Annotated in this window: 16 protein-coding genes; 11 read left to right on the forward strand and 5 right to left on the reverse strand. The window is 66.1% G+C overall.

All coding sequences use genetic code 11. The annotated features are described in order from the left end of the window. Nucleotides 1–35 precede the first annotated feature (35 nt). The 5 genes from ACOOHB_RS20895 to ACOOHB_RS20915 all read left to right on the forward strand — a co-directional run bounded on the left by ACOOHB_RS20895 (nt 36) and on the right by ACOOHB_RS20915 (nt 6402). Nucleotides 36–1403: an FAD-dependent oxidoreductase gene (locus tag ACOOHB_RS20895; protein ID WP_420446706.1), complete on the forward strand. Its 1368-nt coding sequence runs from the start codon at nt 36–38 to the stop codon at nt 1401–1403. 19 nt (nt 1404–1422) lie between these two features. Next, complete coding sequence (locus tag ACOOHB_RS20900) at nt 1423–3021, forward strand: LCP family protein (protein WP_420446707.1); 1599 nt, start codon at nt 1423–1425, stop codon at nt 3019–3021. Beyond that, nucleotides 3018–4394, forward strand: a complete 1377-nt coding sequence (locus ACOOHB_RS20905; RefSeq protein ID WP_420446708.1) for a UDP-glucose dehydrogenase family protein — start codon at nt 3018–3020, stop codon at nt 4392–4394. The genes ACOOHB_RS20900 and ACOOHB_RS20905 overlap by 4 nt, the downstream gene beginning before the upstream one ends. Before the next feature lie 81 nt (nt 4395–4475). Beyond that, nucleotides 4476–5342, forward strand: coding sequence for a hypothetical protein (locus tag ACOOHB_RS20910; RefSeq protein WP_420446709.1), 867 nt, complete (start codon nt 4476–4478; stop codon nt 5340–5342). 22 nt (nt 5343–5364) lie between these two features. Next, on the forward strand, nt 5365–6402 hold the full coding sequence (locus tag ACOOHB_RS20915; RefSeq protein ID WP_420446710.1) for a sugar phosphate nucleotidyltransferase: 1038 nt from the start codon (nt 5365–5367) through the stop codon (nt 6400–6402). On the opposite strand, the gene cofE is transcribed toward ACOOHB_RS20915, so the two are convergent. The 3 genes from cofE to ACOOHB_RS20930 are packed head-to-tail and all read right to left on the reverse strand — an operon-like array spanning nt 6399 to nt 9605. Continuing rightward, nucleotides 6399–7109 (reverse strand): coenzyme F420-0:L-glutamate ligase, encoded by a 711-nt coding sequence (gene cofE / locus ACOOHB_RS20920; protein WP_420446711.1) that lies wholly within the window; start codon nt 7107–7109, stop codon nt 6399–6401. The two genes, ACOOHB_RS20915 and cofE, sit on opposite strands and share 4 nt — an antisense overlap. After that, nucleotides 7106–8098 carry a 2-phospho-L-lactate transferase gene (gene cofD, locus ACOOHB_RS20925; protein ID WP_420446712.1) on the reverse strand — a complete coding sequence of 331 codons (993 nt, stop codon included), beginning with the start codon at nt 8096–8098 and terminating at the stop codon, nt 7106–7108. Before cofD ends, cofE begins: the two co-directional genes overlap by 4 nt. 22 nt (nt 8099–8120) lie before the next feature. Continuing rightward, nucleotides 8121–9605 (reverse strand): cell wall-binding repeat-containing protein, encoded by a 1485-nt coding sequence (locus tag ACOOHB_RS20930; protein WP_420446713.1) that lies wholly within the window; start codon nt 9603–9605, stop codon nt 8121–8123. Between the two features lie 216 nt (nt 9606–9821). Here ACOOHB_RS20930 and gmd point away from each other — a divergent pair, with 216 nt between their 5' ends. Genes gmd through ACOOHB_RS20955 form a run of 5 tightly spaced genes read left to right on the forward strand, consistent with a single transcriptional unit; the run spans nt 9822 to nt 18369 of the window. Further along, a complete protein-coding gene (gmd, locus tag ACOOHB_RS20935; protein WP_420446714.1) occupies nt 9822–10802 on the forward strand; it encodes a GDP-mannose 4,6-dehydratase in 981 nt (326 codons plus the stop codon). Continuing rightward, nucleotides 10802–12967, forward strand: a complete 2166-nt coding sequence (locus tag ACOOHB_RS20940) for a SpoIID/LytB domain-containing protein (protein ID WP_420446715.1) — start codon at nt 10802–10804, stop codon at nt 12965–12967. Before gmd ends, ACOOHB_RS20940 begins: the two co-directional genes overlap by 1 nt. 26 nt (nt 12968–12993) lie before the next feature. Then, the gene (locus ACOOHB_RS20945; protein ID WP_420446716.1) at nt 12994–16230 is read left to right on the forward strand and encodes a hypothetical protein; all 3237 of its coding nucleotides are present in this window, start codon (nt 12994–12996) and stop codon (nt 16228–16230) included. Beyond that, on the forward strand, nt 16227–17918 hold the full coding sequence (locus ACOOHB_RS20950; protein WP_420446717.1) for a hypothetical protein: 1692 nt from the start codon (nt 16227–16229) through the stop codon (nt 17916–17918). Before ACOOHB_RS20945 ends, ACOOHB_RS20950 begins: the two co-directional genes overlap by 4 nt. A 7-nt stretch (nt 17919–17925) precedes the next feature. After that, complete coding sequence (locus ACOOHB_RS20955) at nt 17926–18369, forward strand: hypothetical protein (protein ID WP_420446718.1); 444 nt, start codon at nt 17926–17928, stop codon at nt 18367–18369. On the opposite strand, the gene ftsH is transcribed toward ACOOHB_RS20955, so the two are convergent. Further along, the gene (gene ftsH / locus ACOOHB_RS20960; protein WP_420446719.1) at nt 18366–20453 is read right to left on the reverse strand and encodes an ATP-dependent zinc metalloprotease FtsH; all 2088 of its coding nucleotides are present in this window, start codon (nt 20451–20453) and stop codon (nt 18366–18368) included. The two genes, ACOOHB_RS20955 and ftsH, sit on opposite strands and share 4 nt — an antisense overlap. 101 nt (nt 20454–20554) lie before the next feature. On the opposite strand from ftsH, the gene ACOOHB_RS20965 reads away from it, so the two are divergent. Next, complete coding sequence (locus ACOOHB_RS20965) at nt 20555–23908, forward strand: glycosyltransferase (RefSeq protein ID WP_420446720.1); 3354 nt, start codon at nt 20555–20557, stop codon at nt 23906–23908. Between the two features lie 5 nt (nt 23909–23913). On the opposite strand, the gene ACOOHB_RS20970 is transcribed toward ACOOHB_RS20965, so the two are convergent. After that, nucleotides 23914–25521 carry a KamA family radical SAM protein gene (locus ACOOHB_RS20970; RefSeq protein ID WP_420446721.1) on the reverse strand — a complete coding sequence of 536 codons (1608 nt, stop codon included), beginning with the start codon at nt 25519–25521 and terminating at the stop codon, nt 23914–23916. Nucleotides 25522–25533: the final 12 nt, after the last annotated feature.

Consider the following 25533-nt stretch of genomic DNA (forward strand, 5'->3'; position numbering starts at 1 on the left):
AGAGGGGCCGGGAGCCACCGGTACGCTGCCCACTCATGGCCCAGAAGCGCTTCGTCGTGATCGGCGGTGGCCCAGCGGGCCATTCGGCGGCAACCTACGCGGCCCGCTACGGCGCAGAAGTGACGCTTATCGAGCGTGACATCGTCGGCGGTTCTGCGCACCTGCGCGATTGCGTGCCATCCAAGACCATGATCGCCACGGGTTCCGCGCTCAGCTTCGCCGGCCACCTTGACGACATGGGCTTGGCCAACGTCTCCACGTCGGTCGACACGCCGCAACTGCGCCAGCGCATCGGCGATATCGAGGACCGCCTCGCGGACGTGGCCCGGCAGATGCTGGTCAGACAGGGTGTGCGGATCTTGTCTGGCTCAGGTCGGCTGCTCGGGCCCAACGAGGTCTGCGCCGACACATCCGACGGAGCGGTCGAGCTGTCCGCCGACGTCATCGTGCTGTCGACCGGCAGCCGTCCCCGGATCCCCGACTGGGCACCGATCGACGGTGAGCGGATTCTCACCACCCGTGACGCGTACCCCCCAGCGGAGCTTCCTGAGCACCTCGTCGTCGTGGGCTCCGGTGTGACCGGTGTGGAGTTCGTGCACATGTTCACCTCGTTGGGCTCCAGGGTGACGCTGATCGTCAGCCGCCAGCAGGTGCTGCCGCACAAGGATCCCGAGGCCGCCGCTGTGCTCGAGCAGACCTTCGGCGATCTTGGCGTGCACCTGCTCAAGGGTGCACGTGCGGTGAGCATCGTGCGCGACGGCGACGCCGTAGAAGTCTTCTGCAGCGATGGGCGAACGGTGCAGGCATCGCATGCGCTGATTGCCATCGGCTCGATCCCCAACAGCGACGGGCTGGGTCTCGAGAACACCGACGTGCGCGTCGACGAGCAGGGATTCGTCGAGGTCGATCACAACCTCTGCTCGTCGGTTCCGAGCATTTATGCGGCCGGCGACTTGTCCGGCAAGCTGCCGCTGTCTTCGGTGGCGGCCATGCAGGGGCGCAAGATCGTCGAGCATTCGATGGGCCCGCACGACAGCCGGCCCCATCGGCACCTCGACTACGACAAGGCCGCGTCGGCCATCTTCACCGAGCCCGAGATCGCCGATGTCGGACTTGCCGAGGCCGAGGCGTTTGCCACGGGCCGCAAGATCCGGGTCACCAAGGTGCCGTTCGGTGCCAATGCCAAGGCGCTGATCGAAGAGAATCCTCGTGGCTTCGTCAAGATCGTCTCTGATCCGCTGACCGGCCAGGTCCTGGGCGGATCGATCGTGGGTCGCCATGCAGCCGAGCTGATCTCGGTGGTGGCGCTGGCTGTGAGCGCGAACCTGCGAGTCCAGGACATCGCCGAAAGCCTGTTCGTTTACCCATCCCTGAGCGAGGCCCTTTCTGAGGCGGCCGAGTGAGTAGGCCTGAGGCCGCCGAGTGAGCCACCGCAGTTGGCGGGCTCGCCTCATTCTTACTTCGCTGGCGGCGTTGACCCTGCTGGGAGCGGTCGCGACCGCTGGCTCTGTATTCGTGCTGTTCCAGCTCGGGCGGATCGAACGTCACTCTCTCGCAGACGTGCTCACATCGGCGCCCCAGCAGCCGGTCACTGCGGCTGATGTGGTCATCAGCCTGCCTGACCCCTCCTCTGATATTCCTGATCCAGCCTCGGACGAAGTCCCCGACAACGGCGTCGCAGGCAGCACCTCAGGTGACGGCGCCGACCCGGCAAACGATGCAGATTTCTCAGCGGGATCGGCTGGCGATGCGGACCAGTCCGCAGGGGAGCCGGTGCTGCCGAGCGCCCCGGCCGGCGAGAACTACCTGCTCGTCGGCACCGACAGCACTCTGGGACTCGCCCCCGACGATCCGCTGCGCAATGGCCACTCGGACTTCAGCCGGCTTGCGGATGTCATCATGGTGATCCGGCTGCGCGACGACGGCACCTTGGCCATGATGTCGATTCCTCGCGACCTGGCCGCTGAGATCGCCGGCACCAGCGACATCTCGGGCACCGGCGTGGTGGCCAAGATCAACAGCGCCTATAACCGCGACCGCACCGCTGCTGGACGTGCAGCCCGGCTGATCGACACCATCGAGGAGAACCTCGGCATCACGCTGCAGCACTTCGTCGAAGTGGACTTTCAGGCGTTCTTGGATCTGGTGGATGCGGTCGGCGGCGTCGAGATGACCTTTGACCGGCCGCTGCGGGATCAGCCCAAGGAGAACGCGGACGACCCATCTGAGAGCCGCAGCGGATTTCTCACCGAGGCTGGCACCCATCTCCTGGACGGCAGGCAGGCCTTGGCGTACGTCCGCAGCCGCCACTTGGAAGAGCAGGCGTCTAACGGATCCTGGAATCGGCACGGTGTCTGGAATGACCTCGACCGCAATGACCGCCAACGGGAGTTCATGCGCGTCGCGGCGCAGCAGGTCGCTCCCGGCTTGCTTGCGAACCCGATCAACCTGCTCTCGGTGCTCGACATTGCAGCCGACCACCTGTCCACCTCGGACACGCTGAGCATCGTGAACGACGGTCGCCGCCTCGCAGCCAAGTTCTCCGACATCGAATTCGAGAACGACATTGAGGACTACGAGTTGCGGGTGCAGGACGTCCATGAACCCGTGCGGTGGTCGCTGGAACTCACTGCGGACCGGGACAACCAGCGGGTGCTGGACGTGTTCCGAGGCATCGGCTGGGATGACGTGGTGGAGTCGCGCGTAAAGGTGCTGGTCACCGGCGCGGAGCGTCGTCGGATCGCGGCGGAGCTCAGCGAACTCGGCTTCGACGCGCATGCCACAGGGGCCATGCCGACGGGTGTTGATCAACCACCAAACGGCACCGTCGTCTATCTCGCTGCTGAGGGTCGCCTTGCAGCGGGACTGCTGGCCAGTCACCTCGTGCCTGTGCCAGAATTCTCCGGCCATGACGACCTCGACGCAATCACGGTGATCCTTCACACGGGTGAGCGGCCGCCGCGCGTCGATGCGGGCTACCGGCGGGTCGACGTGCCATCTGCTGACCATCTTGCGCCATGAGCGGAACAACGCCCCAGCAGCGGATCCTCGTCGTCGGCGCCGGCTACGTCGGCCTCACGACGGCGGCGTGTTTCGCCCACCTCGGCCATGACGTCATCTGCGCCGACATCGATCGTGCCAAGGTGGCGTCGCTGTCAGCCGGCGTTGTGCCGATTCGCGAAACCGATCTCGACCGGCTGGTCGCTGAGGGCATCGCACAGCGTCGCCTCCGCTTCGTGATCTCGGCGGAGGCTGTTGCGGCTACGTGCGATTTTGCCTTCCTGTGCGTTCCGACGCCATTGCGTGCTGACGGTGAGACGGAGCTCAGCTATCTCATGGCTGCACTCGATTCGGTGGCGTCACGCCTGCGGCCTGGCTCGGTGCTGGTAACCAAGTCCACCGTGCCGGTCGGCACTGCACCCAAGATCGCGGCTGCACTGGGACGGACCGATGTAGCGCTGGCGTCGAATCCCGAGTTCCTGCGGGAAGGCTCGGCGGTGGCCGACTTCCTGGCACCCGATCGAATCGTCATCGGGGCAGACGACCTCTCGGCGGCGCACCGGGTCGCAGCGCTGTATGCGGGCGTGGATGCGCCGGTAATTCTCAGCGATCCGACTTCAGCCGAAACGGTCAAGTACGCGGCGAATGCCTTCCTGGCCGCCAAGGTCTCGTTCGTGAACGCGCTCGCCGCTGTGTGCGAAGCAGTCGGGGCCGACGTCGACTCGGTGCTCGAGGGGGTCGGCTCTGATCACCGCATCGGTTCCGCGTACCTGCAACCCGGCCCCGGCTGGGGCGGTTCGTGCCTGCCCAAGGACACGCGCGCCCTGGTGTCGGTCGCGAACGACGCCGGCTACGTCTTCCATCTGCTCGAAGGCGTCATCACGGTGAACGATCAGCAGCTCGACCGCGTGGTTGCCAAGGTTGCTCGCATCGTCGGCACCGAGCCTGGCCGGCCATCGGATCTCAGCACCGACGCACCCGGGGTCGACGTTCGGTGTCTCGATGGTGTGACGGTGGCGGTGCTCGGCCTGACCTTCAAGGCGGGCACCGATGACCTGCGAGGCTCTCCCGCGCTCAGGGTGGCCGACCGGCTTGGAGCGGCAGGAGCGCGACTCGTGGCGTACGACCCAGCGTTGGGCGACGGCCTCGACGCTCGACCCGACATCTCCGCACAGCTGCCGGCGGCCCTGACCGTCCGCGGTTCTGCGTTCGAGGCTCTGCGCGGCGCCGAAGTGGCCGTCGTGCTCACCGAGTGGCCAGAGTTCGCGACGCTGGACTGGGCCCGGGCGGCCGCCGAGATGGCTGCTGCCCGCATCGTGGATGCCCGCAACCTGCTCGATCCCGTCCAGCTGCGCGCAGCAGGCTTCACTTACGAAGGCCTCGGCCGGCGCTAACGCCGGCGAGTGGGGTTCGGCAGGCGCTAACGCCTTCGCTGAGCCGGACCGGGCGGGCGCGCCGGTAGCTTGTCGCCCCGTATGGCGAGATCAGCCGCTGCGAAGAAAGTCGCCAAAGCGGCGAGTGCCGGCGGGAGCCGCAGAGGCTTCCGCCCTCGGCGCGACCTTCTGTTCCCGGCGGCGATGCTCCTGGTCGTCATTCTGGGCGTCGTACTGATCCTGGTGGCCCGAAATGAACGGTCCACGAATGCCCCCGCTGGTCCTCCGCGGCTGGACGACCACTGGCACTCGCTCTATGCGATCTACGACTGTGACGATTTTGTCCTCGACCTCTACCCCAACGATGTCGATGACTTCTCTGGCATTCACACTCACGGCGACGGGCTGATCCACATCCATCCGTTCCACACGGGCGTGACGGGGCAATTCGCCACTGTCGGAGCATTCATGGGTGAGATCGAGTTCGAGTTGAACGACTCGAGGTTCGAGCTGCCCGATGGGACGATTCTCGACGAATCCGGCGAGGGATGTGCGTCGCCTGATCCCGACAGTGAGGATCCGGACATCTCTGAACCGGGAGCGGAGTTGCGCATCATGCGCTGGGAGACCTTGCAGGCCGAAAAGGCGCTGGCCTTCACAGAGGACCTGCGAGATGTGCGCTTCTTGGGCGACGGCCAGATCTTCGTGTTCGTCTACGTCCATCCGAGCGTCGAAAACGCCGACGTTCCGCGACCCGACGACGCATTCCTGCGCTCCTACTTGAACCTGCCGCCAGAGGACCAACCGCTCACCGATGGCTCGACCGAAGAGGGGCCGGTGCTCGATGACGGAGGCGAGAGCGAGCCGGTCGAAGGCGACCTGCCGGTCACGTCCGAACCCACTGAGACTGTCGAGCCCGGCACCGACGAGAACTCGATGGGCGGCGAGCCGGCTGCCGTGACACCCTGAGGGCCAGCACCCCGAGCTCAGGATGAAGGCGATCCTGCTGCTGGGCGGCTTGGGCACCCGGCTGCGGCCGCTGACCAACGACACTCCGAAACAGATGCTGCCTGTGTGCGGGCGTCCGATGATCGAGTGGGTCTGCGAGCACCTCAGCCGACACGGTGTGAACGAAGTGGTGCTCTCGCTGGGCTACCGAGCCGAGGCGTTCACCACGGCGTACCCGCAGGGTCGCATCGGCCGGCTGGCGTACGAGGTGGCGGTCGAGCCTGGACCGAGGGGCACTGCGGGAGCAGTGCGATTCGCCGCGGAGGCCAGCGGCATCACCGGATCGTTCTTGGTGCTCAACGGGGACGTGCTGACCGACCTCGACGTCGGTGCCCTCGCACGCTTCCACGCGAGCTCGGGGGCGGAAGCCACCATTGCGCTGCAGCCCGTTGCTGATCCGACGCCGTATGGCTTGGTGGTGGCCGATCCGCAAGGCCGGGTGATGTCGTTCTCGGAAAAGCCAGAACCCGGTGTCACCCGAACAGCACTGCCGCGTGGCGAACGGCCCACCATCAGCGCCGGCACCTACGTGCTGACCCCAGCTGTTCTCGATCGCATCCCCCCCGATCAGCCTGTCTCCATCGAGCGGGAAGTCTTCTCCCAGCTCGTCGCAGACGGAACGCTGGCGGCGCTGGTCTTAGATACCTACTGGCTCGACACGGGCACGCCACAGCAGTATCTGGCGGCCAATCTCGACATCCTCGAAGGCCGGCGTGCCGATGCCAGGGTGGTCGACGGCGCCACGGTGGCATCTGCAGGCATCCATCCCGACTCGCGCATCCAGACGTCGGTCATCGGCCGCGGATGCGAAATCGGACCCGACGCCGTCGTGCAGCGATCCGTAGTTGGGAACGGCTGCCATGTCGCCGCCGGCGCCGTCGTGGTCGACTCGGTGCTCGGCCCGGACGTCGTCGTGGGTGCCGGGGCAACGCTCTGCGAGTTCTCGGTGGTGGGCCGCGGAGAGCAAGTGGCTCCGCGCGCTGCACTGAGCGCGCAGCGCCAGCCGCCGTCTGACGACTAGCGAAACAGGTCCTCGGCGGGATCTCGGATGATTTCCGAGCGCACTGAGGCACGCCGCAACCAGCTGGGATCGACTCCCCGCACGATCGCAACTGGCACGCCCCGCGCCTTGCCGCAGACCAGATCGGCCGCGGAGGCAATCTCGTCGGCTACGCACACCTCGGTGACCATGAGTTCGCGGCCCAGTGCATCGGTAGTGCCCTTCAAATCGACGACCGCGGCGATGCCCGCGCAGCCGATTGCCACGTCGGTGACGCCCCGCCGCCATGGGCGTCCGAAGGTGTCCGAGATGATCACTCCAACGGTGCATCCCCACAGTGCCCGGATGCGGTCACGGATCTTGTTGGCGGAACGGTCGCTGTCGTCGGGCAGCAGCGCGGCGTGGCCCCGTTCGACGTTGGACAGGTCGATTCCGGCGTTCGCGCAGATGAAGCCGTGCTTGGTCTCGCTGATAATGAGATCGCCGCGGCGGCGCAGGATGCGCACCGATTCGCGCTCGACGAGGGGCTTGTGCGACAGCGGATCGTCGGGATCGATGGTCTCCATGGCGCCCTCGGCCTTGGAGACGATCTTTTGCGTTACCACGAGCACGTCACCATCACGCAGGCCCGCGGGCGACGCCGCGCAGGCGCTTGAGATGACCGCTCCGAGATCGGCACCGAGGGTGATCTCGCCGATGCCTTCGACAGGGTGCAATTCGATGGTCACGTGGTTCCCTTCGCGCTCGCAGCTTCGAGCGTTGCCTTGGCCAGCGTGGCAGCGCGGTCCGGGTCGGCCATGATCGTGTCGGTGACGACGGGCGTCATCCCCGCTTCGGCCACTGCGGGGGCGAGGTCGCCATCGGCATGGTCGATCACCAAGGTGCCGGCGAAGTCGGCGTACAGCCGTGCGACGCCCGCAACGCTGGGCTCGTGGCCCAGCTCACGCATCATGGCTCCGGCGGGCCCTTTGATCGATGTGCCGCCGACAATGGGCGACACGGCGACGACGCTGTCTCGCCGGCGGCACAGGGTCTCGCGTACCTGTGGCACGTCCACCACGGGGCCGATCGAGACGAACGGATTGGACGGCGCCACCACGATGGTCGCTACGTCCTGAAGCGCACGGAGCACTCCCGGCGCGGGCCTGGCTTCGTCGATGCCTGCGAAGCGAACAGCTCGCACAGCAATGCCGTGCCGGTGAGCCACGAAGTAGTCCTGGAAGTCGATCTCGGTCGCATCCTCGGGTTCAGCGGGCGTGATGCGGGTCTGGATCGGATCGTCGCTGACCGGCAGCAGTGTCAGTCCAAGTCCGAAGCTGGCGGCGACCTCGCCGGTCACCTGGGACAGGGATGCGCCTTCGCTGCGACGCTGGGTGCGGAACAGGTGCAGCGCCAAGTCCAGATCGCCGAGTTTGAACCAGTCCTGACCTCCTAGGCGTCCCAGCTCGGTGAGCACCCGCCAGGTCTCACCGGCCCGCCCCCAGCCGGTCTCGGGGTTGATCTCGCCGGCAAGCGTGTAGGTGACGGTGTCGAGGTCGGGGCTGATGTTCAAGCCGTGCAGTGTGAAGTCGTCGCCCACATTGACGATGGCGGTCACCTCCGCGGGTCGGCGCACGCGTAGCAGTCCGTTCAGGAACCGGGCTGCGCCCACCCCACCGGCGAGGACGGCAACGGAGCCAGCGGTGCTGCTGGCGGTTGTTCGTTCGGCCCCCGACACAGCCAGTGACGCTAGCGACCTGTCATCCGGTCGCCGGTGGGCAGTCTCGGTCCCCAGAAGATGCTTGCTGCACGAAAGCCGATGCCGCGACGGTCGAGACGCTGTCGCCCCGAGCGTCTAGGCCGACAGCCCCGAGGGGGTTCGAGGGCGTTGCCCATGCGCTGGGCGTCCACACGCCATAAGAGCCACCGTCTGCTCGTACCTGTACCTCATACAGCGTCGTGTTCTGCAATCCGGTGATCTCTGTAGGTGAGTCGACGTCACGCATCGTCGTCCATTGCCCCCCGGCCGGCCGGTACCGGACCCGGTAGCCCGACGGCCCGGAGCCGCCGATGTTCGCTGGCGGCCTCCAGCTGACGAGCAGACCTTGGTCCCGGGGCTCGACCGAGAAGTTGCGTGGAACTCCTGGCTCGTCGGTACGTGGATCGCAATCGCGGTCGACACCACGCAGAGCGTCGATCGCTGCGTCGACGACGGTGTCGGAAACGGCTGCCGGTCCGCCGAACACCTTGAGCGTGACGGTGCCTGAATCGGGAATCGGACCCCTCAGGAACCCACGTGTCGTATCGGGCAGGACTGGCTCGGAGAGCAGCAGGGGCGCCCGCAGCCGGCCCAGCAACGTTCCGCCGACCAATGCATCGGGGAACTTCCACCCGTCTGCGAGGCCGAACTCGTCAGTATCGAAGCAGCGGTCGGTCAGTGTTCGAGCGATCTCGACTGCGGTCTCGAACCTGTCCTGGCCCCACAGGCGCCGAACCTCGATGCCGAGGTCTTCCAGTTCGTCAGCAACCGATTCGGAGACCGCTGCAGGTCCGCCGGCGATGACGACCTGGGAGATCTCATAGTCCACGACGAACTCCTCGACGGCCTCAGAGAGCCGGTCGGGGCGAGTCAGCAGAACCGGATGCGGACCCGAGAAGGCGAGCGGTGACAGTGCCAGCGCATCGGCGAACGTCTCCCCAGTTGCGAGCAGTGCCGTGCGGAGGCCGTCCCCACAAAACGTGCCGATGTCGTCGGCATCGATTTCACGTGCGATGTTGGTGACCGTCCGGTAGCGATTCACGCCTTCGAGCCGTTCAGGCACACCGTCGATCAGGTCCGCCAGCGAGTCTTCGACCTGGTCTGAGATGGCTTCGGTACCCCCGGCGATGATGATCTCATCGACACGGTGGCGCTCGATGAAGTCACGTGTCGCCTCGTGAAGCTCGTCCGGCGGTGACAGCAGGATCGGCGCGTTGAGCACGCTCGCCAACGGTGTGGCTGCCAAGGCGTCGGCAAAGATCTCCCCGGAGGCCACGATGACAGTGTCAGTCGAGCCGGCTAGGGAGACGAATTCTTCGGCTATCTCGGCGGCAGTCTCGTAACGGTCGGCGCCCCACAGTCGTTCCGATTCGACCCGTGATGCAGCGCCAGCCGGAGTCCCGATGCCTGCGGCTGCGGTAACTGCCAGCATCGCCGCCGCAGCGAGCAGAGGGCGCCGCTGGCGCAAGTGCGGGCGCAGAGCCATCCGCGGCACCGTATCGGAACCCGTCGGCTACGCGGGTGAGCCTCTGGGTGGTTCTGAGTGACCACACGGCGATGCCGGTGACCCGTACCCTGAACTGTGGCGCCACAGGCCCCACCAAGGGCCCTCATGCGCGCCGGAACGACCGCCGCCGGCCCGGCCCCGACCGCTGCCGCGCCCTGACGCCCGCTCTTCATCCACCCGAACCGGAGCCGACCCGTGCCGACGGCATTCATCACCGGAATCACCGGCCAGGACGGCCAGTATCTCGCCGAGTTCCTGCACGGCGAGGGCTACCGGGTCGTCGGGCTCATCACCGGCCAGCGCAATCCGCGCTCTGAGACGATGGCCGCCGACCTGCCCTTTGTCGAACTCGTGCCCGGCGACCTCGCCGACCTCGGGTCCCTTATCGCCGCACTCGAGTACACCCAGCCCGACGAGGTCTACAACCTTGGCGCGATCAGTTTCGTGGCGCTGTCGTTCAAGCAGCCCGAGTTGACCGCCAACATCTCCGGTCTGGGCGTGCTTCGACTGCTTGAAGCAATCCGCGTTGTGGGCGGGGTGGAGAATCCGATCCGCTTCTACCAGGCCTCGTCCAGCGAGATGTTCGGCAAGGTGCGCGAGACCCCTCAGAACGAGCTGACTCCATTGCACCCGCGCAGTCCCTACGGCTCAGCCAAGGTGTTCGGTCATCACACCACCGTGAACTACCGGGAGAGCTACGGGCTGTACGCCTGCAGCGGCATCTTGTTCAACCACGAGTCGCCGCGACGAGGCCTCGAATTTGTGACCCGCAAGGTCACCAACGCCGTTGCTCGCATCAAGCTGGGCCTGCAGGACGAAGTAACCCTCGGAAACCTCGACGCCAAGCGAGACTGGGGTTTCGCCGGCGACTACGTGCAGGCGATGCACCTCATGCTGGCGCAGCCCGAGCCCGACGACTACGTGATTGCGACCGGGCATACCCATGCTGTGCGCGACTTCGTCCAACTTGCATTTGCCGCAGCGGGCATCGACGACTGGGAGCGCCACGTTCGGATCGACCCCCGATTCTTCCGCCCGGCTGAGGTCGACCTGCTGGTGGGCGACGCATCCAAGGCCAGACGGGTCTTGGGGTGGGAGCCTCGGATGAAATTCGAGGAATTGGTGACGTCGATGGTCTCCCACGACCTCGAGATCGAGCGGCGCAAGCTGCAGTGATGGGCCCGATGCTGGCGCGTGGCGCGCAGGCGTTCGTCGCAGCGGTCGTGCTGGCTGGTGTGCTGGCAGTCATGACGCCTGACGCGGGTGCTCAGTCGACTGGAAACCAATTGGCGCCCGAGGTGATCTCCGTGGAGGGGCGTGGCTTCGGCCACGGCAATGGTCTGAGCCAATGGGGCGCGCTCGGCTACGCGCTGGACTACGGCTGGACCAGCGATCGCATCGTCGGCCACTACTACAGCAACACTTCGCTCACCGACATCGCCGAACGGGACATCTGGGTCCACCTGACTCGCAACCGAGGCGACCTGCTCGTCACCTCGGAATCGGCATTCAGCGTTGCAGGTGAAGATTTCAGCGGCGGAACCGTTCTCCGGGTCGGTGTCAGCGGAGGCGATTTTTCAGTTCGCTCGAACAGCGGTTGCGGAACGAGAGGCAGCCTCGTCGTCGACGGCCTGACGGCATCGAGCCGTCGTGGCGATCGCTATGTGGAGGTGCTGCCCAGCAGCGACGACTACGGCGTCGATGACCAGTCGCGGATGCTCGTGATGATCTATTGCGACGGCACCGACTCGGCCGTGGAATCGATGCGCGTCGCGTACCGCGGCACGCTCGCTGTGATCGATCAGAGCGGCCCGGTCGCCGTCAACCGGGTTCCGCTCGAGCAGTACCTGCGCGGCGTCGTGCCGCGCGAGAGCATCCCCGAGTGGGGAGCAGCAGGCGACGGGCGCGGCATCGCAGCGCTCGAAGCCCAAGCCATCGCGGCCCGGTCGTATGTGCTCTCACTCGCTGCTGCGCGCGAACGCGGCGGCATGTTCACCGACACCTGCGACTACTGGAACTGTCAGGTCTATGCAGGTGCGGCACAGAACGGGCAGGGCCTCGACCATGGCACCCGCTACATCCACTCCAACACGGCAATTGTCAATACCGCTGGAAGAGTTCTGACCCACTCGAACGGCAGGATCGCGTTCGCCGAGTTCCATTCCTCTAGCGGTGGCTGGACTGCCGGAATCGACGAGGGCTCGCATTTCCCGGGTGTGGAGGACCTTGGCGATGCCACACAAGGCAACCCGAACCATGCATGGGAGAGCAGGATCCGACGCGCTGACATCGAGGCGAAGTTTCCCAACATCGGCAGGTTGCGCTGCATTGAGGTGACGCACCGCAACGGAAACGGCGCATGGGGCGGTCGTACACGCGGTCTGCGTCTGGTAGGCACCGAGGGCGTCGAGGATTTCGAGAGCTACAGCGGTGTCTCCGACGGGCAATGGGGTCGATGGGCCCGCGATCCCTTCCGCCGGGCCTTTTCGCTCAAGTCGGACTGGTACCGCTTTCCGCAGTTCGATTCGAGCACCCCCTGTGAATCGGGACCGGTCGATCCTCCCGATCCCATCGACCCCCCCGACAGAGCGAGCGGCCCGGGTCTGTGGGTACTCAAGTCCGATGGCACGGTGTTTGCCGACGGCAGCGCCGCTCACTTCGGCGACGGCACCCAAACATCCCAATCGACACGGTTCGTGGCGATGGCCGCTACCGCATCGGGTCGCGGCTATTGGCTCGCAACCTCGAACGGCGATGTACAAGCCTTTGGCGACGCCGACAATCACGGCAATGCAGTCGGCGTCGAGCTCGCCCAGCCCGTTGCAGCGATGGCAGCACACCCAAATGGCGGCGGTTACTGGCTCACGACCGGCGATGGCACCGTGTTCGCGTTCGGCGCTGCCGGGTTCTGGGGCGCCATTGCCCATCTGAGACTGGCATCGCCTGTCGTTGACATCGAGGCCACACCGACCGGTGACGGCTACTGGCTGGCGCTCGCTGACGGCCGCGTGCTGGCCTTCGGCGACGCGTACGACGCCGGCTGCGGGCCAGTGCTCCCGACGGGCGAGACCGCGGTCGGCTTGACCGTCGAACCCGACGGCGAGGGCTATTGGCTCGCCGGGGCCGATACCGCAGTGCACGCCATCGGCTCGGCCGAACACCGAGACGACCGAGCAGACCGTCAGAACCGACTGAGAACGGTCGCCATCGCCGCGACAGCCACGGGAGACGGCTACTGGCTGGTGTGGAGCGACGGCACCAGCTTCAACTACGGAGACGCGCCGGACTACCGGACCTCTCGGGCAGGTTCCGGTGTCGTTGCCGCCGAATCGGTGCGGTAAGCGACCGTGGGAGATGTGAGATCGCCATGAGCTCGCCCACCTCGACGGGACTGCCGACCCCCGATGAGGCTGGTCCAATCGCCCTGGCTCCTCCGCCAGCAGTGGCCGCCATCGTCACGATGGGGTCGCGATGGTCCGACACCGAGGCCACCCTGCGCGCCTTGGCTGCACAGGACTATCCGCGGCTTGCGGTGCTCGTGCTGTGCGATGAAGGCGGTGCACAGGCTCACCGGGTACGAGAGGTGCTTCCGACTGCCGCGGTAGCGAATCGGACGTCGTCGCAGAGGGATCGAGGCCGCGGACACCTGCGCCTGCGGCCCGGGGCCGTCAACAACCGGGGCGCGTCGCTGGTTCGGGGAGCGGACTACCTCCTGTACCTGTCCGATCGCGTCGCGCTGGCACCCGACGCCATCAGCATCCTCATCTCCGATGCCGAGAATGCCCCAGGCAGAATCGTCGGCATCGCCGGTCCCAAGCTGCTGGACGCCGACGACGCCGTGACGCTGCGCGATCTCGGCGGCACAGCAGACCGCCTCGGCGTTCGAATTCCCGTCACCGGCGAAGACGAGCTGGATCAACAGCAGCATGACGAGGCCCGCGACCTGTTCGTCGCGCCAACCGACGCCCTCCTGGTGCGTGAGGACTACTTCCGCATCGTCGGCGGCTTCGATCCTGCGCTCGAAGGCGACGGCGCCGTGGTCGACCTGTGTTGGCGGATTCAGCTGTCCGGTGCTCGCGTCCGTGTCGTACCGGCCGCCACTGGGCTGCTGCGCCCCGAACCCGTACGCGTCGCGCACGGACCCTCGGCCCGCCAGCATGAGCACCGCGCTCGACTTCGCACTCTGGGAAAGTGCTACGGGTGGGTGCACCTGCTGCCGGCTGCAGCGCTCGCGGCCATGCTCGCAGCGGGTGAGGTGCTGTTATCGGTGCTGCGCGGAAGGTTCGCTCAGGCCGCAGATGTGACGCTGGCCTGGTTGTGGAACGCGCAGCACTTGGGAGGCACATTCGCGCTGCGAGGTGCCGCCAAGCGCTACCGCCGGGTACGCGACGCCGATCTGCGTCGATTGCAGCAGGGCGGTTCGGTGCGAGTCTCCGACTGGCTCCGATACCGACTGAGTCCCGAAGGAGGTCTGGCTGCACGAACCACCATCGACGAGAGCATCTTGGGCACATGGCGACGTAACGCCCACCGATCCGTGTGGGTGGTCTGGCTGCTCGTGCTCGGCTCCATTGTCTTCGGCTCCCGCCACCTGCTGCGCGGAGGCATCCCCGCATTCGGTCAGTTCTCAGCGTTCGCAGACGCCGGCACGATGCTCGGGGCGTATCTCGACGGTTGGCGCGACAGCGGTGTCGGTGCCGCGGGCATCGGCCATCCGGCAATGGGTTTGCTGGGCCTCGGCGGGACCGTCGCGCTGGGCGCCATGGGGCTGTTGAGAGGTATCGCCATCTGGGGCCTGGTCTTGGCTGGCCTTGTCGGCATTTGGAAACTGTGCGCATCCTCACCGAGCCGCAATGGCCGGTTGGTCGCACTGGTGCTGTACGCCGCCTGCCCGCTGCCGTACAACGCGTTGGCCGGTGGTCGCTGGGACGTTTTGCTGGCCTACGGGACCGCACCGGCGGTTGTGTTGCTCGTGAGCCGGCTGATCGGTGCATCCCCCGCCAGGGCCCCCCGCGACGGAAGCCGGCGCGGCACCTCAGCCAGGGTGGCATCGCTTGGGTTGCTCTTGGCCGTGGCAGCGGCCTTCGAGCCGTTCATCGTCGTGCTGGCCCTGGCTGCGGCGTTGGCCCTCGCCGTTGTGGAGTTGATGAGGCGAACGGCGAGCCGTGAGCCGATCGGTACACCGCTTGCCGGATTGCTGCAGGTGGTCGGCGCCGCGGCGCTCGCTTTCGTTGCGCATCTGCCATGGCTGATCGAGTTCGGTTCATTGCAGGCCTACCTCGATGCCTCACTTGGCAGTCGCACGGCCTCGACGCCGTCATCGCTGCCTGAGCTGCTGCGATTCCAGACCGGTCCACTCGGCAAGTTGCCGCTCAACTGGGGGCTGGTGGCTGCTGCAGCTGTGCCCCTCCTGATCGCACGCGGCGTTCGGTTGTGGTGGGCGGTGCGCGGCTGGCTGGTAGGGCTTGCCGGCTTCGCCCTTGCGTGGGCAATCGTCACAGGATGGGCCGACGGCCTGGTGGGCGAGAGGTTGTTGGGACACTCGCTGGCGGAGGTATCTCTGGCGCTGGGGGCCGTGGGTCTGTGCTGGGCGGCGACGTCGGGTCCGGCGGCGCTCGCAGCCGCCGACGGCGACACGCCGCCCCGGATTCGCAGTGCGATGGTCTTGGGGTGCGGCATCGCTGTCGGGGCCATGGTGCTTCCGACGGCGTGGGCATCGGTCGGCGGCAATTGGTCAGCACCGGGTTTCGATCACCGAGTGCCGTTGGGACTGGTCGACGACCGGGATGTCGGCCCCGACTACCGAGTCCTTTGGATCGGCGCTCCAGAGGTCTTGCCGTTACGTGGCACCGATCTCGGCGTGGAGGGACTTGCAGCGGGAACTTCGGTACGGGGGTACCCCGACGTGAGGCACTCGTGGGCGACTCCGCAGGCACCCGGCACCGAGCGCCTGCTTGAAGCTGTTCGGATCGGGCTGGCGGGCGACACGCTGCGGTTGGGGAGGCTGCTGGGGTCCTTCGGCATCAGGTACGTGGTGGTGGTAGAGCGCTCAGGCCCGTCGTACTCCGATGGTTGGGACCGACCGGTGTCATCGGCCATCTCTGAGGCGCTCGCTTCCCAGATCGATCTGCGTCCCCTGGCGGCGGATCCATCGGTGCAGGTGTTTCGCAACGAGGCGTGGTGGTCGTCGCGATCGCAGTTCGAACAGCCGATCCCGGCCGGCTTCGCCACTGATCCGGTCGACCTCGTGGTGAGCGATTTGAGCGACGGCATCGGCGTGCTCACCGACTACCGGTCGGCCACGAGCCAATTCGGGTCTGTGGGCGCCGGCACTGTACTGGTGGCTGAGACCTACGACCCGGGCTGGTATCTCCAGATCGGGGACACACGGACGGAGCCGACACCGGCTCTGGGTTGGGCGATGCGCTTCGATCCTCCTCAGGCTGGGCAGGCTGAGCTGAGCTATGAGCGCTCGGTCGCCGTCTCTCACCGGACGGCGGCCCAGGCGCTGATCTGGCTGGCGTTGGTCTGGGTCGCGATCGGCCAACCCACGCCGTTAGCCGATCGCGTGACTGCCTCCTTGAGCCGGCTGGTACGACGATGAGGATCCTCCGCTGGCTGCCGCGGCTGGTGATCCCGCTGCTGATCGCCGCGGCCTTGGTGATCGACGCGCGTATTGATCGGGACCCGCCGGCGGCCGCGGCCGACGGGCGTGAGGCGCTGACGCGAGTCGTGGTACCGCCTCCTGACGCATTGACGTCGAGCTGGTTCTGCCCGGTCGTCGGCATGAGGGACCCGGTTCGGGGATTCGGCGAGACCACCACAGAGGTGCTGCTCACGAACATGACCGGTGCAACGGCATCGGTGTCGGTCGAGCTGCGCGGCCGTACGACGGGCCGGCAATTCGTGATGGCAGAAGTCGCACCGCAGAGCACCGGAGTCGTGAACACCTCCGACTATGCGCGTGACGAGGTCATCGGGGCGCTGGTGGAGGCCTCGGTGGGCGGTCTGGCAGTGACGCGGAGATTCGTGTCCCCGCTCGGGGTGGATGAGGCTCGCTGTTCAAGCGTGCTGGCCCCGAACTGGTACGTCCCGGTCGGAGACACCCAGACCGATGCGCTTGGACTGCTCGCAATCATGAATCCACTGCCTCGGGACGCAATCGTCGACGTCACATTTGCCTCGGAGGCGGAATTCGGACCGTTCGTCGCACCAGCGCTGACCGGGGTGGTGGTGCCCGCGTGGAGCACGGTTGTCGTCGATGTCGGCGAACATGCACGTCGCAGGGATGTTGTGGCTGCATCGGTGCGGGCCCGCACAGGTCGCGTCGCAGTTGATTCCTTCGTGGCCTACGACGGGAGCATCGGCCGGCGTGGATTTGCTGCGGAGCTGGCTTCGGTGAACCTCGGCGGGCGCTGGCTCGTGCCGGTGGCCGGTATCGACGATGAAACACACCTGTGGGTACGGGTCTTCAATCCCTCCGATGAGGTAGCAGAAGTCGCCGCATCGGTGGTGGCTGAGGGCTTTGCTGGTGACCGTGTGGCCTTCGCCGTGGCATCGCACGATGTCACGGAGTTGACGATCTCCTCGCCCGGCGAACTGGCACCTGGACTCGACACGCTCCTGGCTTCGCCGGGTCTCCCATTCGGAATCTCCGTTGTCTCGCAGAACGATGTCCCCATCGTTGTGTGGGCGGAGACGCTGGTCGGCATCGCAGCGAGCCCGTTGACCGACATTGCGCGCGCTTCAGATCCCCTCGACGCTGCCACCGAGTCTGTCTCGGAGATTTCCGGCGGCGAATCCTCGACGGTGGTCGCCCAGACCGACGATTCGGCTTCGGCCGGCACGCAGACCGGCGACCCTGAATCTGACGATGTTGGCGCAGAGGCCGTGGTCGAGATCCGCCCGCCCGTGCTGGGGGCGCAGTCGGGTTTGGCCTTCGTGCCCGGCATCGTCCAGACGAGCGATCGGTGGTTGGTCGTCGTCGGGCCCGAACCCGGCGCCGAGGCGTTTCTGACGATCATGGTCGATCCGGCGGCCAGTGCCGCCCAAAGCGCTGACCCCGACGCCGATCCAGCGGTCGAGGGGGGCAGCGACCGCAGGGTCGTGGTCGGAACGCTGAACGGTGAGACGGTCGCCGTCATCGACGTGCCAGCATCGGGTGTGGTCACGCACCGGCTCGGCAGCGGCACGACCCGCCTCCTGGCGTCCGACACGCCGTTTGCTGTGTTGCTGTGGCAATCACGGATCGGCGGCATCGGGTTGAGCGTGGCCCATCCGCTGAGGTGGTGAAGCGCTGATGGAGCGTCTCGCCATTGCAGCGGTGTTGGTCGTCGTCGCGCTCGCGGTGGCCTATCTGGCCCAGCGCCGCCGGGGCGCAGCGGCCACGTCAGTGACGAGATCGGAATTGCCCGCGGCTGTCGATCTCACGGCGGTCGGCATCACCTCCGGCCCGGCATTGGTGGTCTTCACCGAGGAAACATGCCGCACCTGTGCAGCAGCGCTGGCCGTCGTCCGGGGGCCCGCCGGTGCTGGGCTGCTGGTCGCGGAAGTGCCATTCGGGGCTGAACGGGTACTGCATCGCCAGCACGGCATCGACACCGTGCCCACGACGGTGGTCATCGACGCTGACGGTCAGGTCATCGACGGCTGGGTCGGCCGTGTGGATCTGTCTGGGCTGACCGCGGCGCTCGCACAGGTCGTGCGCCGCTCCGAACCCCCAGAGGGCTGGTCAGCGGGCTAGTCAGCCACCTGCGGCGGGGGAGCAGCCCGCTCGATAAGGGGAATTGTCGGCGCGTCCTGCGCATCGTCTGTCACGAGCGGGTCGTCTGTGTCGGACCCCTCGGGAGTGTCGAGTTGCCCATTGCCGGCCAAGGCCGTCTCGTCGGGATCCCGATCGGCAACGAGTGCCACGATCTGTTTGCCCGTGATGGTTTCGTGTTCGAGCAGGGCGGCGGCGATCCGGTCCAGCGCCGGGCGGTTCTCGACGAGCGAGCGGCGAGCCCGATCTTGCTGGGTCCGCAGGATTCGCTCGACCTCCTCATCGATGACCCGGGCGGTCTCGTCGGAGTAGTCGCGCCCCGAGACGAGATTCTCGCCGAGGAACACCTGCGCGTGCGATCCCCAGGCCATCGGTCCCACCCGGTCGCTCATGCCCCACTCCGAGACCATCTTGCGAGCCAACTCTGTGCCTTGAACCAGGTCGTTGGCGGCTCCGGTCGAGGTCACGCCGAAGACGGTTTCCTCAGCCATGCGTCCGCCAAAGAGCACAGCCAGCCGGTCCTCGATGTAGTTCTGGCTGTAAGCGTGGCGTTCCTCGGGCAGCTGCATGGTGACGCCGAGCGCCTGTCCTGTCGGCAGGATCGTCACCTTGTGGACGGGATCGGCATGGGGGAACAGCGTGGCAATGAGCGCGTGCCCGCCTTCGTGATAGGCGGTGACCTCCCGCTCGTGCTCCGTCAGCGCCACCGACTCGCGACGCTGGCCCATCAGCACCCGGTCTCGAGCCGCTTCAAAATCGACCTGGGCGATCGACTCAGAGTCTCGCCGGACGGCGTGCAGGGCCGCCTCGTTGACCAAGTTGGCCAGGTCGGCGCCACTCATGCCGGGAGTGCCCTTCGCCAGGGTCTCGAACTGCACGTCCTCGTCGGTCTTCTTGTCCTTGGAGTGCACCGCCAAGATGGCCAGCCGTTCGGAGTACTCCGGCAGCGGCACCACGACTTGGCGGTCGAACCGACCCGGCCGCAGCAGCGCGGGATCCAAGATGTCGGGCCGGTTGGTTGCGGCCATCATTACGATGCCGCCGCTCTCTTCGAAGCCGTCCATCTCGGCCAGCATCTGGTTGAGCGTCTGCTCACGCTCGTCGTGCCCGCCGCCAAGACCGGCGCCTCGCTTGCGGCCGATCGAGTCGATCTCGTCGATGAAGATGATCGCCCGCCCGAGCTTGCGGGCGCTCTGGAACAGGTCGCGTACGCGGCTGGCACCGACGCCCACGAACATCTCCATGAAGTCCGAGCCCGTAACCGACAGGAACGGCACACCGGCTTCTCCGGCCACAGCGCGGGCAATGAGCGTCTTGCCGGTGCCCGGCGGACCCACCAGCAGCACGCCCTTGGGAACCTTGGCACCGATGGCGGTGAAGCGTTCGGGCGCGCTCAGGAAGTCGACCACCTCGGTGATCTCCTGCTTGACGCCCACGTAGCCGGCGACGTCGGAGAACTTCGTCGACGGACGCTCCGTGGTGTAGGTCTTGGCCTTGCTGCGGCCGATCGACATGATCCCCGACATCTGCCCCTGTGCACGTCGCTGCATCCACCAAAAGAGCAGGAAGATCAGGCCGAATGGCAGCAGGAACGGCAGCAGGCTGACCAGCAGGTTGGGCCTGTCGGTATGGAACTCGATGGCGACGCCACGTTCTCTCAGCAAGGCGAGATCGGTTGCGGGGAGTTCGACAGGCCCCTCGGAAGAGAACCTGGTGCCATCGATGAGCTCGCCGGTGATCTCGCCAGTGCCGTTGGTGACGGTGACACTGCTGACGTTCCCCTCGGACACCTCCGCGATGAGAGCGCTGTAGTCGATGGGCTCGCTGTCGTCGTTCCCCAGGATGCCCGGCAGGAACATCACCGAAAGCAGCACCATGGCGAGCAGCCAGATCGACCAGCGGGGGAAGCGTTCGTTGCGTCGGCGGGTTCCGGATTCTGATGACGATGGGCTTGCGTGCTGGGAGCGCTCGTTCGAGTCGTCGTCGCCCGGTGCGTCGGACGGCTCGCTGGCGCGCTGCTTGCGCGCGCGGGAGTGCCGCTCGCCCGAGGGCACCTCAGAGGCCATGGGTTCATGCTATGGCGGCGGTCCGGCTACCAGTAGCCGCGCGGTGCCACCGGACCCACAGCGCTGACGATGGTCGCAGGCCAGACCACTAACCTGCGCGGATGGCCGCACTGACCATGCGCCCCTCGCGCGCAGAGGCGGTGCTGCTGGCCTGGATCGAAGCGGCAGTAGTCCTAGCGAGCTGCACGGCCGTTGTTGTGTGGCTCGACCCTGGCGGGGTCCTGTCTGTGGCAACTCCCACCGGCGGGGACATGGGCGCTCACGTTTGGGGCCCGGCGTTCCTGCGCGACGAACTCCTGCCAGCGGGTTCGCTGCGCGGCTGGACTTCGGAGTGGTACGCGGGCATGCCGGCCATGCAGTTCTACATGGTGCTGCCCTACCTGATGATCGTGGCAGCAGATGTGGTGTTGCCCTTCGGCGTGGCGTTCAAGCTCATTGCGATCAGCGGTGTTGTCTCGATGCCGGCCGCCGCATGGCTGATGGGATTGCTGGCGGGCTGGGCACGTCCGTTGCGGGTACTGGCTGCAGTGGCCCTGATGCTATTCGTCTTCGACGTGAATTTCACGATTTACGGCGGGAACGCCGCGTCGACCCTGGCGGGGGAATTCGCGTTCTCGATCGCGTTGTCGGCGACGCTTGTCTACCTGGGCATGCTCTGGCGCTCGCTCGAGCGGGGTACCGGACGCTCACGGGCAAGCCTGGCCCTGGCGTTCGTGGCTCTGTGCCACCCCATCCCGCTGGCGTTTGCCGTCACGGCAACCATCTTGATGGTCGCAGTGCGCAGCCTGCATGCGCTGCCCGATCGCATCGGCCGAGTGCGGGCGATGGGCGCGTCGATCGCTGCGATCGTGTTGTGGGCCGCTGTGTGGAATCTCAGCGACGCTGCACTGCCTCGGCTGGCCGTGCCGGCTGCGGCCGTCGTGGCGCTGGTGGTTCTCGAATGGCGGCGGGCGACCCATGCGCTCGCTATCGGCGTCATCGGCGGGCTCCTGTCGGCGTTCTGGACGGTGCCGTTCGCGGCCCGCCGGGCCTTCTTGAACGACATGGGCTGGGAGCGGCTCACCTCCGTACGAGAGCATCTGTTCTTTGCCGACGAGATCAGCGGCGACGGAACCCATCACAACATCACTTGGCTGCTCGTGCTCGCAGGCATCGGCGCTGCGGTCGGTTTGGCGCGCTGGTACCGCCCAGCGTTGATGTGGACGGCCATCGCCATCACGATGGCCCTCGCATTTGTCCATTGGCCTCAGCATCGGCTGTGGAATGCGCGCATCCTGCCCTTCTGGTACTTGGCGGTGTACGTGCTGGCAGCGATCGGCCTCTGGCTCGTTATCGAAGGGCTGACTCGTAGGGACTCGGACCGTCCCCATCGCAGCGGCGAGCAGATGGCTCCAGCGGCGCGGCGGGTGCGCATGCTGGTGCCGGTCGCCGCATTGGTGGCGGCGGTGGGTCTGCTGGCGCTGCGCTTCGGCGACGTTCCGGGCGGCAGGCTCGACGCCAACGGGGACTACCGCTGGGGTCCGCTCACGGTGTCTGCAGAGGACCGCAATTTCGTCTCGGGTTGGGCGCGCTGGAACTTCCGCGGCTACGAGGGACGCCCGTCGTACCCCGAGTACTACGAGTTCGTCACCGCAATGAGCGATGTCGGCGACCGTTTCGGCTGCGGGCGACTGCTGTGGGAATACGACCGCGACGTCGTGGGTGCGTATGGCACTCCGATGGCCCCGATGCTGCTGCCGCACTGGACTGACGGCTGCATCGCGTCGATGGAGGGCCTCTACTTCGAATCGTCACCGACGGTGCCGTTCCATTTCCTCATGCAGTCGGAGCTGTCGGCCTCACCGTCGCGTCCGATGCGCGGCCTTCCCTACAACGCCCTGGACTTCGCTCTGGGAGTTGCGCACCTGCAGATGTCGGGTATTCGGTATTACGCGTCGTTCAGCTCCGAGGCGACCGCAGCGGCGAGCCAATCCGCTGGCTTGGCGCACATCGCCTCGACAGGCCCATGGTCGATTTACCTCGTCGCAGACAGCGACGTGGTGTCTCCGCTGTCCTTCGAGCCCGCAGTCGCCCCTGATGTGTCCCAAGCCGGGCGAGCCTGGACCGACCCGGCCGCGATCTGGTGGAACGACCCAACGGCGTGGGATGTGCCGATCGCGCCACAGGGGCCCCAGCATTGGTCCCGGGTGGCGCTGCTGGGGTCTGGCGGCAACAGCGGCACGCCGGGCTCATTGGCGAGGTTCAGCGCGGCATCACGGCGCGCACTGCCACCAGTACAGGTCAGCGACATCAAAGCTGGGCGTGACTGGCTGTCGTTCTCGGTGGACCAGCCCGGTGTGCCGGTGCTGGTGAAGGTGTCCTACTTTCCGAACTGGTCAGCGAGCGGCGCTGACGGGCCCTACCGCGTGACGCCCAACTGGATGGTGGTGATTCCCACCGATGAGCACGTTGAGCTCACCTATGGCGCCACGGCCGTCGAATACCTCGCCTGGCTGGCAACAGTGCTCGGGGCGATCGCGCTGGCGATCGTCGCAGTGCGGCCCCCGGTACGGTTCGACCGTCGCCGCTGGCCGGGATCGCGCCACGAGGATCCATGGACACCCCCGCTGGACGCTCCAATACCAGCTGGCAGCGAGGCGGAATCCAGCGCCACAGCTGTGCCAACTACCGGCGACACCGTTGGCGCCCCTGACGAACCACCCGCTGTGTCCGTCGTGCTGCCGGCCTACCAAGCTGCACACCTCGTCGGCGCGGCAGTGACGGAGATCAGCGCAACCCTCCGCCGCAATGAAGCACTGGATGGTCGTTTCGAGATCGTCGTCGTGGACGACGGCTCGACCGACGGCACCGCGGAGGCAGCTCGCCAAGCCGGAGCCGATGTGGTCGTGTCGTCGGAGGCGAACCGCGGAAAGGGCGCAGCAGTGCGCATGGGGATGCTCGCAGCGAGCGGACGGCTGCGCTTGTTCACCGATGCGGACCTGGCCTACCCGCCGGGCCAGCTCACTTCCCTCATCGATGCACTTACCGCAGGTGCGGACGTAGCGCTTGGCAACCGCCGTCACGCCGAGGCGCGCACCATCAGTCCGGCACCGCCCGCGAGAGCGCTCGCGAGCCGGCTGTTCAATGTCTTCACCCGGCTGGTGCTGCTGCGCCGCTACCGCGACACGCAGTGCGGCTTCAAAGGCTTCACGGCGGAGGCGGCGCAGCAGATATTCAGCCGCTCTGTCATCGACGGGTTCGCTTTCGACGTGGAGGTGCTGTACCTCGTCGAGCACCTCGGCCTCGTGGCCGCCGAGGTGCCTGTGGCTGTCGATCACTCAGCCGATACCACGGTTCGACTTGCCGCCCAGTCACTGAAGGTGGTGGCTGATATCTGGCGCATACGCCACCGCGCCGCGGCCGGGGAGTATGACGCGTTGACGTTGACGACAGTTGACGTCGACGCGACAGCGTGAACGGCTCAGGCCCCGTTGTCGCTTACCGCAGGCGCTGGACCGCTGGCCGGGCTCTTGGTGTGCGACCGGCGCTCGGTGCTCGAGGCGACGGCCACGAGCGGTGCAGGCCGAGCTTGACCGGGAGTCCATCCCTTGGGCGCCCCATGGTGCCGTGATCGGGAGCGCGGGATGGTGACAGCGCTGGGTCGCTGCTGGCTGAACAGTCCGGCCTCGTCGAGGAGCACGCGGTCCTCGTAGTCGTCGAACCACAGGGCCTCAGGGTTGCGGCCGACGATCGTGACCTTGCCCCGGTCGGGAGCCTGGCCCGGATTGCGCAGCACCTTGAAGATCACGACACCGTTCTCGGCACCTCTCAGCCCCGCAATCGGACCGTCGGTCACCGCGGAAACCTCTGTCTTGCCTTTGTAGTGAACGATCGTGAGCCGCGCGTGCGACTCCACGCCGGACAATCCGCGTTGAGAATCATTGAGGAGTTGCCACGCCGTTTCGATCGGCACGTTGAAGGCCTTGTAGGCGACGATGTTGCGTCCGCAAAAGAAGTAGTGGTTCTCGACGCCGATGCTCTTGAGCGTTCGCTGCAGGATTCGAAGCGCACCGGCGTCGTCGTTCACGCCCGCAATGATCGGCGTCTGATTCTCCACGCTGATCCAGCCGCGGCCAGCCAGTTCATGGATCGCGCGCTTGGTGTTTGGCCGCCACTGCAAGATGCCCTTGTCGTCACTGATGTATTGCCCGTCGGAGTCCTTGAGAAGGAACTCGTCCGGATGGTTGAAATGGATCATGAACCGCATCGAGACATCCGGGTAGACCTCATGGAAGCGGTCGATCGTCGCGAAGAAGGCCTCGTCGAAACGATCAGGATGGAACGCCAATTCCTTGGTACCAATCCGGATGGCCTCGGTACCGGCTTCCGCCAAGGCTGTGAACCACGCTGCGAGTTTGGAATTCGGCAGCACCATGGGGTCACCGCCCGACAGGAGGATCTCACGCAATTTGGGCCGACCGGTCTCCGGATGCGTCCCTCCGTTTGCTGCGACAGCGGAATTGTGTGTCCGGATGTAGTCAGTGACTTCGCCGACTTTTGCGAGTCCCTTCTTCTTGACAGTGCCGTCAGAGCGCTCGATCTCTTTGCGCCCAATCAATTCCTCGCGATAGCAGAACCTGCAATGTGCTGAGCATGTCGAAATAACATACAGCAATCCCATTTCATACTTGTGCAATAAGCCTTCGATGGGGCTGTAATCAAGTTGATTGGCGGGGTCAGGATCACCTTCAAGATCCACAGTCTCGTCCGAGGATGCTTTGACGAGCCTTTTCAGTGCGGAACTGGACTTCGCCATTTCAAAATAGTGCCGGGTAATCTTGACCGGCATTCGTGTTTCAACATCGCGTTCCGTGTCGCGTAGTTGGCGTAAATCATCGAGCTCTTGGGCGGTGTAGAAATTTTGAAAATCTTCAGGCGCAGAGCCACTCATAAAGGGGTCAAGACCATTGACAATCTGACGGTCGTACCTAGGGTTCTCGACCTCTTCAAGTACCAATTGTTCACGTTTTGTTGGCTGGTATTTACTCTTCATCATCGCCTCGTCCGCTTGCTTCAGGCAGGTTCGCATCCCACTCTCTGC

This window comes from Candidatus Poriferisodalis sp. (assembly GCF_965215815.1).
Taxonomy (GTDB): domain Bacteria; phylum Actinomycetota; class Acidimicrobiia; order Acidimicrobiales; family Poriferisodalaceae; genus Poriferisodalis.

Coding starts and splice junctions, on each gene's coding strand:
- ACOOHB_RS20945 (WP_420446716.1), top strand. CDS start 12,994: ATGAGCTCGCCCACCTCGACGGGACTGCCGACCCCCGATGAGGCTGGT.
- ACOOHB_RS20965 (WP_420446720.1), top strand. CDS start 20,555: ATGGCCGCACTGACCATGCGCCCCTCGCGCGCAGAGGCGGTGCTGCTG.
- ACOOHB_RS20955 (WP_420446718.1), top strand. CDS start 17,926: ATGGAGCGTCTCGCCATTGCAGCGGTGTTGGTCGTCGTCGCGCTCGCG.
- ACOOHB_RS20910 (WP_420446709.1), top strand. CDS start 4,476: ATGGCGAGATCAGCCGCTGCGAAGAAAGTCGCCAAAGCGGCGAGTGCC.
- ACOOHB_RS20930 (WP_420446713.1), bottom strand. CDS start 9,605: ATGGCTCTGCGCCCGCACTTGCGCCAGCGGCGCCCTCTGCTCGCTGCG.
- ACOOHB_RS20895 (WP_420446706.1), top strand. CDS start 36: ATGGCCCAGAAGCGCTTCGTCGTGATCGGCGGTGGCCCAGCGGGCCAT.
- ACOOHB_RS20940 (WP_420446715.1), top strand. CDS start 10,802: ATGGGCCCGATGCTGGCGCGTGGCGCGCAGGCGTTCGTCGCAGCGGTC.
- ftsH (WP_420446719.1), bottom strand. CDS start 20,453: ATGGCCTCTGAGGTGCCCTCGGGCGAGCGGCACTCCCGCGCGCGCAAG.
- ACOOHB_RS20905 (WP_420446708.1), top strand. CDS start 3,018: ATGAGCGGAACAACGCCCCAGCAGCGGATCCTCGTCGTCGGCGCCGGC.
- ACOOHB_RS20915 (WP_420446710.1), top strand. CDS start 5,365: ATGAAGGCGATCCTGCTGCTGGGCGGCTTGGGCACCCGGCTGCGGCCG.
- ACOOHB_RS20950 (WP_420446717.1), top strand. CDS start 16,227: ATGAGGATCCTCCGCTGGCTGCCGCGGCTGGTGATCCCGCTGCTGATC.
- ACOOHB_RS20970 (WP_420446721.1), bottom strand. CDS start 25,521: ATGCGAACCTGCCTGAAGCAAGCGGACGAGGCGATGATGAAGAGTAAA.